Source organism: Bacillus sp. NPDC057893, from assembly GCF_042796455.1.
Taxonomy (GTDB): Bacteria; Bacillota; Bacilli; order Bacillales; family Bacillaceae_G; genus Bacillus_A.
Map to the genome: position 1 here is coordinate 1,246,472 of NZ_JBHVNG010000002.1, position 12,511 is coordinate 1,258,982.

Sequence of the window (12,511 nt, forward strand, 5' to 3'; positions counted from 1 at the left end):
TTTTTGAGGTTTTTATGTTTTTTAAAATCAACAATTCTAAAACTGCTCATTCTTCTCCCAAGATTCTACAATATAATGAGCAATCGTTGGGTTGAATCCTTTACCAACTAAGAACATAATCGCAGCAACTTCTGTTAAAGCATGTTTGTGTGATGTATGTTTCGCTTCATTTAAACCGTAATCTACCCAAGGTTTTACGAAATCAAGTACAGGTTTTTTTAAAGGTAAAAACTGTGTACCGACAACTTGTTGGATTTGTTGTTGCGTTGGTTCTGTAATAGGTCCTGGTGGTAAAATTTGTGGCTGCGTAATATCGAGTGTCGGCCCAGGCGGTAAAATTTGCGGTTGCGTAGGATCGATAGTTTGCGGTGCTGGCGGTGAGACACGTGGGTCATAGTTTGGCTGATACATTTGTTGTTGGTATTGCGGTTGTTGTGGCTGAGTTGTGTATGGATTTTGTTGATATTGTTGTTCTTGAGTGTACTGAGTTGTGTATGGATTTTGCTGATATTGTTGTTCTTGAGTTGGTGGTGCTGCATATGGATTTTGAGGATATTCATAATTTGGACGTGTGTCATATGGATTTTGTTGATATTCAGTTTCTTGAGTTTGCGGTGTTGCGTATGGATTTTGTTCGTATTGAGGCTCTTGATGTTGTGTCTCTTCCTCCCCATGCTGTTCAGCATATCTTTGTTCCTGATGTTGAGGGGAAAAAGGTTGTTGTGGGTAAGGCGGTTGATTATTATAGAACATGTTTATTCCTCCTTCATAATGATGCCTACCACCTAGTGTATGGGCAGACAAGAAAATATGTGATGAAAAAATGCGGGCGTGTTACAATAAGTAACTGGGTGAAGATAAAATGATAAAACAAGAAAAAATTCAAAAAACAATAACTTTCGTAAAGCATATTTTAGAAAAAGATGCGAGTGGGCATGATTGGTATCATATTGAACGCGTACATAAATTGGCGATTTCTTTATCTGAGCAAGAAGGGGGAAATCGTTTTATAATTGAAATGGCAGCATTACTTCACGATGTAGCAGATGAGAAGTTAAATGTGAGTGAAGAAGCAGGAATGAAAAAAGTTTCTGATTGGTTAGACGAGTTACATGTTGAAGAAATGGAAAGTAGACATATTCTTCACATTATTATGAATATGTCTTTTAAGGGTGGACATGGTGGTAAAGTAGAATCATTGGAAGGGAAAATTGTTCAAGATGCGGATCGTTTAGATGCTCTTGGTGCAATTGGAATAGCTCGGACATTTGCATACGGAGGGGCGAAAGGAAGATTAATGTATGATCCAACTATTCCGCCTCGAGAAGTGATGACGAAAGATGAATATAGAAAAAATAATGATCCATCTTTAAATCATTTTTATGAAAAACTTTTAAAACTAAAAGATTTAATGAACACGAACGGAGCAAAACAAGAGGCTGAAATTCGTCATCGTTATATGGAACAGTTTATTGAACAATTTATGAAAGAGTGGAATGCACAAATATGAAAATGTTAACTGTGGAGAACTTATCGAAATCATATGGAGAAAAACCGTTATTTGATGGATTATCATGTAGTATTACAGAAGGACAACGTGTCGGAATTATTGGTGTAAACGGTACTGGTAAATCGACATTATTAAAAATTATTGCAGGATTAGAAACTCCTGATATAGGTGATATGACGCATTCACGTGGTTATACAATTAGTTATTTATCACAGCAACCAGAGTTTGATGAAAAACTAACAGTATTAGAGCAAGTGTTCCATGGTGATACACCTTTAATTCGTCTTCTTCGTGATTATGAACAATCGTTATTAAATATCGAAAAAGATCCAAGTAATGAAAAAGTACAGGAACAATTATTTGCAGTGCAGCAACGTATGGATGCAATGAGTGCATGGGAAGCAAATGCAAATGCGAAATCTCTTTTAACGAAATTAGGAATTACAGATTTTACGGCAACTGTTGGAAATTTATCTGGTGGACAGAAAAAACGTATCGCAATGGCACAATGTTTTATTGAAACACCTGATTTATTAATTTTAGACGAGCCTACGAATCATCTTGACCATGAGACAGTTGAATGGTTAGAAGAATATTTAGCAAGATATACAGGTGCGGTATTACTTGTAACCCATGATCGTTATTTCTTAGATCGTGTGGCAAACCGTATTTTTGAATTAGATAACGGTAAACTATATAGCTACGAAGGAAACTATAGTACATTTTTAGAAGCGAAAGCACTTCGTGAAGAGCAAGAATCGGCACAAGAATCAAAACGCCAAAATTTATATCGTCGTGAACTTGCTTGGATTCGTCGTGGTGCAAAGGCCCGTTCTACGAAACAAAAGGCACGTATTCAGCGTTTTGATGAACTAAAGGGACAAGAAGGACCAGCAGCAAAACAGTCAGTTGATATTGCATTAAGTGGAAGTCGTTTAGGAAAGAAAGTACTTGAATTAAAAGATGTAACGAAAAAATTTGGTGATAAAACAGTATTACATAACTTTAATCATATTGTGAAGCCTGGTGATCGTATCGGAATCATCGGAGCAAATGGAAGCGGAAAATCATCACTATTAAATATGCTTGCAGGAAAACTATCTCCTGATAGTGGTGAAATTGAAGTTGGGCAAACTGTAAAAGTTGCTTATTATACGCAAGAAAATGAAGAGATGAATTTAAATCAGCGTATGATTGAATACATTAAAGAGATTGCAGAAGTTATTCATACGACAGACGGAAAAGTAATTGGCGCATCTCAAATGTTAGAACGTTTCTTATTCCCACCGCATTCACATGGAACAACGCTTGGTAAACTATCTGGTGGCGAAAGAAGACGTTTATATTTATTGCGTATTTTAATGGGAGAACCAAACGTACTATTACTTGATGAGCCTACGAATGATTTAGACACACAAACATTAACAGTGCTAGAAGATTATTTAGAAGATTTCCCAGGTGTCGTTTTAACTGTATCGCATGACCGTTACTTCTTAGATAAAGTAGTAGATGAATTGTTCATCTTTAATGGCGAAGGCGAAGTGCGTGAATTCCTAGGTAGTTATACGGACTATTTAGAAATGGAAAAGACGAAAGAACTTATTGAGAAGGCGGAAGTTCAAAAAGAGAAAAAAGTAGTAGAAGAAGCTCCAAAACAACAACGTAAACGTAAACTTTCATACAATGAGCAGCGTGAATGGGAAACAATTGAAGATACAATTGCCGAACTAGAAGAGAAAATTGAGTCAATTGGAGAAGAACTTGCGAAAGTTGGATCTGACTTCACAAAGGCACAAGAATTATCTGAAGCACAGCAGAAAACAGAAGAAGAGCTAGAAAAAACGATGGAAAGATGGAGTGAACTATCAGACATCGTTGAAGGATTAAAATAAAAACAAGCTGCATATATTGAAAAGTAAAGAGAAAAACTTTACACTATTGGTAGAACCTATTTTAGGAGGGGAAAAAAATGAGAACATCTAATCCAATGTTGAAAAAAGAGGCATTCCGTAAAGAAGGAGCAAATGCTTCTGCGATGACTATTGGCGGAACAGTAGGCAAAACGTTTATCATGCTTATCTTGCTGCTTGCAACGTCTGTCTATTCATACATACAGATGACGCAAGGTACGATGAAGATGCCAGTATTAATTGGTGCTTTAGTTATTGCGGCAATCGTTGCGTTTGCGTCTATATTCTTCCCACGCATATCACCTATCGGTGCACCAATCTATGCAGCGGTAGAAGGGGTAGTATTAGGAAGTATTTCAGCGGTTTATACAATGAAATTTGGCGATACTATCGTTTTAAACGCTGTATTACTAACAATTTCTATTCTATTTGCGATGTTAGTTTTATATGCAACGCGCGTAGTAAAAGTAACTGATAAATTCCGCACAGGTGTAATAGCAGCGACAATGGGAATTGCGGTAATGTATTTAATCGTATTCTTACTAAACATGTTCGGTGTAACTGTTCCGTATATTCACCAAGGTGGTACAATTGGTATTATCATTAGTGCAGTTGTTATCGTAGTTGCTGCATTAAATTTATTACTAGATTTCGATTTAATCGAAAGTGGTGCACGTAGCCAAGCTCCAAAATATATGGAATGGTACAGTGCAATGGGTCTAATGATGACGCTAGTATGGCTATACTTAGAAATTCTTCGTTTCGTTTCTTACTTTACGAAAAATGACTAATGAAAAAAACCTGCATGAAATATGCAGGTTTTTTTGTTTTCAAAGATAAATTGAAAATATGGATGTTGGCGACTTGAATTGAAGGGGGATGGAATATGATGAAAGAGAAAAAAGGAATTATGAAAAAACTATTTTCTAAAAGTTTTTTCATAGAACTAGATGACGCTTTAACATATCCGTCAGCAGAAGTCATTCGTTCAGCTATTGAAGGATATGGGGCTGAATGTAATGAACAATTAAAATTTGAGAGTAAAGTTAAACCGATTACTTTCTACTTAGAAAATGTAATGTATCGCGCTAAAATAAAGATGGCTCGCGGAGGATATTACATATCTTGCAGTGAAGTATAATATTTTTGGAAACCTTACATGTTTAAAATATGTAGGGTTTCTTTTTTAGTTTTGTATGATATAAAGTAATATTTTTTATTTACAAACATGCCGTTTTGTACTTTTTACCCTTCCAACATTTTTCTTTACAATGAAGAAAAATATGTGAGGTGGTATAACTTATGATGAATCGAGTTGTATTAATCGGTAGATTGACAAAGGAGCCAGAATTATACTACACAAAACAAGGAGTTGCTTATGCACGAATATGTGTTGTGGTGAATAGAGGTTTTCGAAATAGTATAGGTGAACAACAAGTCGATTTTATAAATTGTATTGTTTGGCGAAAATCGGCTGAAAATGTAACAGAATATTGTATGAAGGGCTCACTTGTTGGGATTACCGGGCGTATTCATACGAGTAATTACGATGATGAGCAAGGAAAGAGAGTATATAGAACTGAAGTTGTGATTGAGAGCATTACATTTTTAGAGAGAAGGCGGGAGGGTGCATCGGGGGGAAATGTAAAAGAGCATTAAAAATTAAGAGGGCTATGTAGCATAGCCCTCTATTATTTTTGATTGATACCTTCCCAAACAACATCTAACTGTTGATTGAGTATATTTTTCGCGTTTGTTTCATTAGAATCTAATAGCGATTGGGACAGGAGTGTATAAAAATAGGTACCCATAATAGTAGAAGTGATAATATTTATATCCCATGGACTATTTAATTTTCCTGTTTCTTTCGCTGCTGTAATAATCGAAGACAAACTTTCTTGTAGCTGTTGTATACTTTTTAATTCATTTTCTACTAAGTAGTTAGATTTAATAATTTCAAAAACAGCATGCGTCATTAATTCTCCATGTCCAGTAAATCGGTCCAGTAAATCTCCTAAAACAAGTTTGATTCGCTCTTTCGGATGTTCCACATTTTCATACGTTTTTAAACTTTCATTCCATAACTCCATTTGAGAATCACCTAAAAATAATAATATGTTTTCTTTTTTCGGAAAGTAGTTGAAGAAAGTTCCTTTTGCAATCCCGCATGCAGTAGTAATGTCTTGAACCGTTACATTTTCGTACCCACGTTCTTGAAAGAGTTGTACTGATTTTAGGAATATAAGTTCTTTTAATTCTTTTTTTCTCGTTTCTCTAAGCATATAATCGACTCCTAACACAAACAATTATATCTGTTTATTAGATAATCTCAAACGAAATTGTATTTCATAAATAAATTTACTGTTTAATGAAGTTTGATACAATCATGGGAGTTTTTAGGTCGTGTTGTATTTGAACACCCTTTGTGGATGTAGCGTTAGAGTTAGAGTTTTCCATTATTGTAATTGTATCGTCATCATTTACTAAAATTAATAAAGTTTTTATAGATTGATCTTCATATACAATTTCCATTTTACTTGATACGGATTCCATAGTTTGTTTAGTTAAAGAAACCTCTTTAGGTGTACCTGCTTGAATAGACTTAAGTATTTGTACAATAAATCCTTTATTGTTTGTTTCTGCTTTTACTGTATTATTTTCCTTTACATGTAACAACTTTATATTCGCTACATCCGTTGTTTTTAATGTAAGTTTTGAGTCTTCTTTATTTGAGGCGGAAGAAGTGCATCCAAGTAAATTAATAAATAATACAGTTGAAAGAAGGATAGAGAGAATTCTGTTCATACTTTTCGCCACTTTTCGTTGTAGTTTCGTGTTATAAATGAAAACTGTATAGTTCATGAGCTTGTTTTTCAGAAACCCATTTTGGGATACGTTTCATTACTTCGTTTCTTACTATAGTTAAAGGTTTACTTTCTATTTGCGCCATTTTTCCAACTTTCCACGCAGTATTTGAGATTATTTCAATTCGTGCTCGTCTTTTTTGTTCGTATTCTATAAATGCTTGACGATAGTGGGCGTTTTTTTTGATACATTCAGCAAATATAATAGCATCTTCAATTGCCTGACAAGCTCCTTGACCTAAATTAGGTGTAAGTGCATGGGCAGCATCCCCAATAAAGACGATGCGTTTGTCAAAAAATTGTTTCATTGGAGTGATGTCTACAATATCACGATGAATCATAGTAACGTCCGATGCATTGTTTAAAATATCTGGGATAGGACTATGGTAACTTTTGAAATGATTATATAAATCTGCTGTTGTGTATGCTGTGTATTTTCGGTCCCTAGCTTTAGCATTTATGAGCGCATACCAATATACTTCGTTGTTTGGAAGAGGAACGATACCGAATCTACCGTTTGTTCCCCAAGTTTCAATAAAATCATTTTTTAAAGAAAGATTATGAGCTGGAGTTACGCCGCGCCAACACGTATATCCGGCATAACGATAACCATCGCTTTGTATTACTTGTTTTCGAACGACAGAATGAATACCATCAGCAGCAATGAGTATATTACCGAGTGCTTCACTACCATCTTGAAATAATATTTTTAAGGCGTTTTCTTCATTTTGTTCTATTTTTACGCATTCTTTTCCCCATTCGACAGTACCTTTTTGTAGTTCTGAAAGAAGCAATTGATGTAAATTTTTTCTATGAATGGAGTACATTTTTGGATAACAAGTTGGAATGGTCAATTTACTTAATATAGATCCTTTTTCTGACACAAGGTTAAAACCGTCACTTTCGTTCCCGAATTTTTTTATTTGCTTAGAAATTCCGTATGGTTCAAGTGCCTGCATTGCATTTGGGGCAATGATAATACCTGCACCAGCAACAGTAGGTTCAATATTTTTGTCATACACTTTTACATCTAATCCTATTTTTTGTAAGGAGATTGCTGCGCAAAGACCAGCAATACCACCACCTATAATCATGACATTATTCATGTGTTATCCCTCCATAATTAAGTGACTTAACTCATAAAATGACCGTGGTCATTTTATGAGTTAAGATTAATACCTTTTTTTGTTATTGTCAATTAGACTTTTAACTATAGTTCCGGAACGATTAGGTGAAAATAGAAATAATTGAAATTCTAAAAATGTAGAAGAGGAATTAGTAAAATTAAGCATCCGAGTAGGAGTATAGAGTGATAACATGTTACAATACAGCTAAGAACAAGCAATAAAGGAGAGTTATTTTACGTGAAGATTAAAGCTATTGAACCGACGCCAAGTCCGAATACAATGAAAGTTATTTTGAATGAAGTATTACCATCAGGAGCACGTAATAATTATACAAATGAAAATGCAGAACAAGCACCAGTACAAGTGCAAGAAATTTTGAAGATTGAAGGCATTAAAGGTGTGTATCATGTTGCAGACTTTTTAGCAGTGGAGCGAAATGCGAAGTATGACTGGAAAGTTTTATTACAACAAGTTCGTGCCGTTTTCGGTGAAGAAATAGTAGAAGAAAGCGAAGAACAACAACTTTCTCACTTTGGAGAAGTGAAAGTGTTTATTCAAATGTTCTTTACTATTCCAATGCAAGTGAAGTTAACTGATGGGATGACAGAAGAGCGTGTTGGCTTACCTGATCGTTTTAAAGAATCCATTATGAAAGTGCAAATGTCTGCACCTAACGTTGTGAAAGAACGTAAGTGGGTAGAGCAAAGTACACGTTACGGTAATTTTGAAGAAATCGGGAAAGAAGTAGTAGAAGAAATTGTTGCTGCTTATTCGGAAGAACGTGTAAATGAAACGGTTAAAGAATTATTAGATCAAGCGGGTGCTGTTGAAGTAACGATTCAAAAGCGTGAGCCATATAAAGTAACAGAAGAGATGATGAAGGATTCCGACTGGAAAAAACGTTTTGCAGCTTTAGAACAAATGGATCCTACTGAAGAAGATATGCCAGTATTGAAAATGGCGTTAGATGATGAGAAAGTATCTATCCGCCGCCTAGCAACAGCTTATTTAGGTATGGTAAAAGGTGATGGAGTATTGCCGTTATTATATAAAGCGTTATTAGATCGTTCTGTAAGTGTTCGCCGTACAGCGGGAGATTGCTTATCGGACGTAGGTGACCCAGCAGCGATGTTCGTTATGATTAAATCTCTGAAAGATTCAAGTAAATTAGTACGCTGGCGTGCAGCAATGTTCTTATTTGAACTTGGTGATGAAAGTGCAATTCCCGCATTAAAAGTAGCAGAAGATGATCCAGAGTTTGAAGTAGCAATGCAAGCACGTTTAGCTTTAGAACGTATTGAAGGCGGCGAAGAAGCAAAAGGTTCTGTATGGAAGCAAATGACGGAGTCTCGTAAAGGGGAATAATGTATGATTGTTTTCTATGATAGTTGGTGTCCGATGTGCACGGCAGTGGCAGAACGTACGAAAAAAGTAGATAACAAGGGCAAGATGACATTTGTTTCATTTCGAGATAAAGATGTAGTGGATCAATACGAACTTTCTGAAGAATTACAGCGCAAGATGGAACAAAGATTGTATATTTTTAAAAACAATAAATGGTACGATGGCATTCATAGTATATATGTATTAGCGAAGGCCGTTCCATCTTATTGGTTTGCAGTGCCTTTTATAAAACTATCTATCGTACTTGGATTTGGAAGTAAAGTATACGATTATATCGCTAACAATAGAAAACTTGTCCCAGTCGGACATTGCCGTGAAGGGGTTTGTGAAATCCCTTCAAAAAAATGAAAACGTCACTATCTTTCTTTTGCACCTATTAATAGAGCGTGATATGATGAATTTGGAATGAAAGTTGAAGGAGAGATACAAGATGTCAAATGCTTATGAAGAATACATGCGCCAAATGGTAATTCCAATGCGCCAAGAGTTAGTGCGTTCTGGATTTGAAGAGTTAACTACAGAAGAAGCTGTAACAGAATTTATTGAGAATGCAACAGGTACAACATTAGTTGTTATAAACTCTGTTTGTGGTTGTGCAGCTGGTTTAGCACGCCCATCAGCAGGTCAAGCGGTTGTACGTGCTGAAAAACAACCTGATCATCTTGTAACTGTATTTGCAGGTCAAGATAAAGATGCTACTGCGAAAATGCGTGAATACTTCGGAGAAATTCCTCCATCTTCACCATCTATGGCATTACTAAAAGGAAAAGAAGTTGTTCACTTCATTCACCGTCATGAAATTGAAGGCGCAACAATGGACGAAATTATTACAAACTTAGAACAAGCTTTCGAAAAGAATTGCTAAAGTAGGGGGAGAGTAAATCTCCCTCTTTTCTTTATATAGAGGTGAAAAAATGATAGTAACAACAGCAGGAAGAACAAATAAAGAAATGACAGCTTATGCAAATAAGGTAGCAGAAGAATTAAATTGTTCTTTCGTTTTACGTAATGATATACCTGTGCACAAACTGCATGAGCAGTATGAACAAGATGTGCTTATCGTAGGGAAAAACCGATTAGCTATTTATCCAGAAGGTACGGAAGAGTCGTTTTTCTTTCATCCAAACTCAGCAATGTTTCGTGTGAAAAGGTTAATGCGCGGAGAACACGATCCCTTTGTACAAGCTGCTAAACTAGAGAGCGGAATGACAGTATTAGATTGTACGCTCGGTATGGCATCAGATAGTATTGTTGCTAGCTATATTGTTGGTGAGAACGGAAAAATAACAGGGCTTGAAGGAAACGGATATATGGCGTACATCATGGGAAAAGGCTTGAAAACATGGTCTTCATCCGTTTCTGAAATCGATGAAGCAATGCAAAGAATCGATGTAAAACAAACTGAGCATTTCGCATTTTTAACGCAATGTGAAGATAATAGTTATGACGTCGTATACCTTGATCCGATGTTTGAAGAAACTGTCATCGAATCAGATGGAATAAAAGGGTTAAAACATTTCGCTTTGTATCATGATATTACTGACGAAACAATTGCGGAAGCGAAGCGTGTGGCGAGAAAACGTGTCGTTCTGAAAGATCATTTCCGTAGTTCTAGATTTGAAAAGCACAATTTTCACGTATACAAAAGAAAAAGTGCAAAATTTCATTTTGGTGTAATTGACCCTTGCTAATTGTTTGAAAAGATGTATAATAAGCAATAATTAAATATACTATCTGTGATGAAGAGAGTAGTCTTTTTCAGAAGGAAAGCGAACTAGGGATGGTGTGAGCCTAGTGCGGAAGAAAAAGATGAAGCGCACTTCGGAGATGCTTCTTGAATGAATAGTAGAGTAAGCCGAGGCCCCCTGTCCTCGTTATAAACGGGAAAGTGGTTCGTAATGAACAACAAGGGTGGTACCACGGGTTAAAACTCGTCTCTTTTTTAGAGACGAGTTTTTTGTATTCAAAAAATAAGGAGGTTGTATTATGGATTATAAAACGCAGTTTGCAAAAAGTTTATCGAATATTTTTACGAATGAATTAACGCAAAATCAAATTTTAGATTTAATCGAAACACCAAAACAAGATGAATTCGGAGATGCAGCGTTCCCATGTTTTTCACTAGCGAAGCAATATAGAAAATCACCAGCTACTATCGCAAAGGAAGTTGCGGAGAAATTAAATGACCCATTTTTTATGAAAATAGAGGCTGTTGGCCCGTATGTAAACGTCTTTTTTAATCGCCAAACAGTAAGTGATGAAGTATTAAAAACAATTTTAGCGGAGAAAGAAGAGTACGGTCAAAATCATTTTGGATGTGAAAAAACAGTAGTTATCGATTATTCCTCTCCTAATATCGCGAAACCTTTTTCAATGGGGCATTTACGTTCTACAATGATCGGTAATTCGCTGAAACATATCGCCGAAAAATGTGGATATGAAGTTGTGGGAATCAATTATATTGGAGATTGGGGAACACAGTTTGGGAAGTTAATTACTGCATATAAAAAATGGGGAAATGAAGAAATAGTTAAAGAGGATCCAATACGTGAGTTATTTAAGCTATATGTTCAGTTTCATGAAGAAGTAAAAGAGAACAAAGAACTAGAAGAAGAAGGACGCTCATGGTTTAAAAAACTAGAAGAAGGAAATGAAGAAGCAGTCGAACTTTGGAATTGGTTCCGTCATGAGTCTTTAAAAGAATTTTCTCGTATTTATGAACTTCTCGGTGTGGAATTTACAAACTTTCAAGGAGAAGCTTTCTATAACGATAAAATGGAAGACTTTATTGGGATTTTAGAAGAGCACGACTTACTGGAAGAATCAGAAGGGGCATTAGTCGTTAATTTAGAAGAAGAAGGTATGCCGCCATGTTTAATTAGAAAATCAGATGGTGCTACCATTTACGCAACACGTGATTTAACAGCGGCATTGTATCGTCAAAACACATACGAATTTGATAAAGCTTTATATGTAGTAGGACCCGAACAAAGCTTGCATTTCAATCAATTTTTCACTGTATTAAAAAAGCTTGGCTATAATTGGGTGGGTGGTATGGAACATGTACCGTTCGGGTTCATATTAAAAGATGGTAAGAAAATGTCGACACGTAAGGGCAGAATTATTTTATTAGAAGAAGTGCTAGAAGAAGCTGTTGCACTTGCGGAACAAAATATTGAAGAGAAAAATCCGAATTTAAAACAAAAAGAAGAAGTGGCAAAACAAGTCGGTGTTGGAGCAGTTATCTTCCATGATTTAAAAAATGAGCGTATGCATAATATTGAATTTTCATTAGAAAATATGTTGAAATTTGAAGGAGAAACAGGACCATATGTGCAGTACACGCATGCGCGTGCCTGTTCAATTTTAAGAAAAGAAAGTGTGGAATTTGAAACGTGTACTTTTGCATTAAAAGACGATTACAGCTGGAGTGTAGTAAAATTACTCAACAAATTCCCGCAAGTAATTGAGGCGGCCTTCAACAAAAATGAGCCATCGGTTATTTCAAAATACGTATTAGATGTAGCACAAGCGTTCAATAAATATTATGGAAATGTTCGTATATTAGAAGAGAACGAAGAGAAAGAGAGTAGACTCGCATTAGCTTACGCTGTGACGGTTGTATTAAAAGAGGGATTACGTTTACTTGGGGTGGGGGCACCTGAGGAAATGTAAATAAGAATATAATCATTATTA

General features: G+C 35.7%; 14 protein-coding genes and 1 other annotated feature. Of the genes, 10 read left to right on the forward strand and 4 right to left on the reverse strand.

What is annotated here, in order from left to right; genetic code table 11:
- Positions 1-36: 36 nt before the first annotated feature.
- Positions 37-753 (reverse strand): hypothetical protein, encoded by a 717-nt coding sequence (locus ACFVQC_RS15205; RefSeq protein WP_377895625.1) that lies wholly within the window; start codon positions 751-753, stop codon positions 37-39.
- 109 nt (positions 754-862) lie between these two features.
- On the opposite strand from ACFVQC_RS15205, the gene ACFVQC_RS15210 reads away from it, so the two are divergent.
- From ACFVQC_RS15210 to ACFVQC_RS15230, 5 genes are all read left to right on the forward strand, one after another.
- Positions 863-1,510 (forward strand): HD domain-containing protein, encoded by a 648-nt coding sequence (locus ACFVQC_RS15210; RefSeq protein WP_377895623.1) that lies wholly within the window; start codon positions 863-865, stop codon positions 1,508-1,510.
- Positions 1,507-3,402 carry an ABC-F family ATP-binding cassette domain-containing protein gene (locus ACFVQC_RS15215; protein WP_377895621.1) on the forward strand — a complete coding sequence of 632 codons (1,896 nt, stop codon included), beginning with the start codon at positions 1,507-1,509 and terminating at the stop codon, positions 3,400-3,402. Before ACFVQC_RS15210 ends, ACFVQC_RS15215 begins: the two co-directional genes overlap by 4 nt.
- Positions 3,403-3,479: 77 nt before the next feature.
- Entirely contained in the window at positions 3,480-4,211 is a 732-nt protein-coding gene (locus tag ACFVQC_RS15220; protein WP_002148371.1) for a Bax inhibitor-1/YccA family protein, read from the forward strand.
- A gap of 95 nt (positions 4,212-4,306) precedes the next feature.
- Entirely contained in the window at positions 4,307-4,561 is a 255-nt protein-coding gene (locus ACFVQC_RS15225) for a DUF4318 domain-containing protein (RefSeq protein WP_002148369.1), read from the forward strand.
- Between the two features lie 161 nt (positions 4,562-4,722).
- Positions 4,723-5,079, forward strand: a complete 357-nt coding sequence (locus tag ACFVQC_RS15230; RefSeq protein WP_377895618.1) for a single-stranded DNA-binding protein — start codon at positions 4,723-4,725, stop codon at positions 5,077-5,079.
- A gap of 32 nt (positions 5,080-5,111) precedes the next feature.
- Here ACFVQC_RS15230 and ACFVQC_RS15235 read toward each other — a convergent pair whose 3' ends face one another.
- The 3 genes from ACFVQC_RS15235 to ACFVQC_RS15245 form a co-directional block, all read right to left on the reverse strand.
- The gene (locus ACFVQC_RS15235; protein ID WP_377895616.1) at positions 5,112-5,702 is read right to left on the reverse strand and encodes a TetR/AcrR family transcriptional regulator; all 591 of its coding nucleotides are present in this window, start codon (positions 5,700-5,702) and stop codon (positions 5,112-5,114) included.
- Positions 5,703-5,778: 76 nt separating this feature from the next.
- Positions 5,779-6,225: a hypothetical protein gene (locus tag ACFVQC_RS15240; RefSeq protein WP_377895614.1), complete on the reverse strand. Its 447-nt coding sequence runs from the start codon at positions 6,223-6,225 to the stop codon at positions 5,779-5,781.
- A 31-nt stretch (positions 6,226-6,256) separates the two neighbouring features.
- Entirely contained in the window at positions 6,257-7,390 is a 1,134-nt protein-coding gene (locus tag ACFVQC_RS15245; protein ID WP_377895612.1) for an FAD-dependent monooxygenase, read from the reverse strand.
- Between the two features lie 258 nt (positions 7,391-7,648).
- Between ACFVQC_RS15245 and ACFVQC_RS15250 the strand changes: the two genes are divergently transcribed.
- The 5 genes from ACFVQC_RS15250 (at position 7,649) to argS (ending at position 12,490) form a co-directional block, all read left to right on the forward strand.
- Complete coding sequence (locus ACFVQC_RS15250; RefSeq protein WP_377895610.1) at positions 7,649-8,776, forward strand: conserved virulence factor C family protein; 1,128 nt, start codon at positions 7,649-7,651, stop codon at positions 8,774-8,776.
- A 3-nt stretch (positions 8,777-8,779) separates the two neighbouring features.
- Positions 8,780-9,163, forward strand: a complete 384-nt coding sequence (locus tag ACFVQC_RS15255; protein WP_377895607.1) for a thiol-disulfide oxidoreductase DCC family protein — start codon at positions 8,780-8,782, stop codon at positions 9,161-9,163.
- 82 nt (positions 9,164-9,245) lie between these two features.
- Entirely contained in the window at positions 9,246-9,680 is a 435-nt protein-coding gene (locus tag ACFVQC_RS15260; RefSeq protein WP_219918226.1) for a BrxA/BrxB family bacilliredoxin, read from the forward strand.
- Between the two features lie 49 nt (positions 9,681-9,729).
- Entirely contained in the window at positions 9,730-10,506 is a 777-nt protein-coding gene (locus ACFVQC_RS15265) for a class I SAM-dependent methyltransferase (protein ID WP_377895605.1), read from the forward strand.
- A 36-nt stretch (positions 10,507-10,542) separates the two neighbouring features.
- Positions 10,543-10,757, forward strand: a binding site (T-box leader).
- 44 nt (positions 10,758-10,801) lie between these two features.
- Positions 10,802-12,490: an arginine--tRNA ligase gene (gene argS / locus ACFVQC_RS15270; RefSeq protein WP_377895603.1), complete on the forward strand. Its 1,689-nt coding sequence runs from the start codon at positions 10,802-10,804 to the stop codon at positions 12,488-12,490.
- The last annotated feature ends 21 nt before the right edge of the window (positions 12,491-12,511 follow it).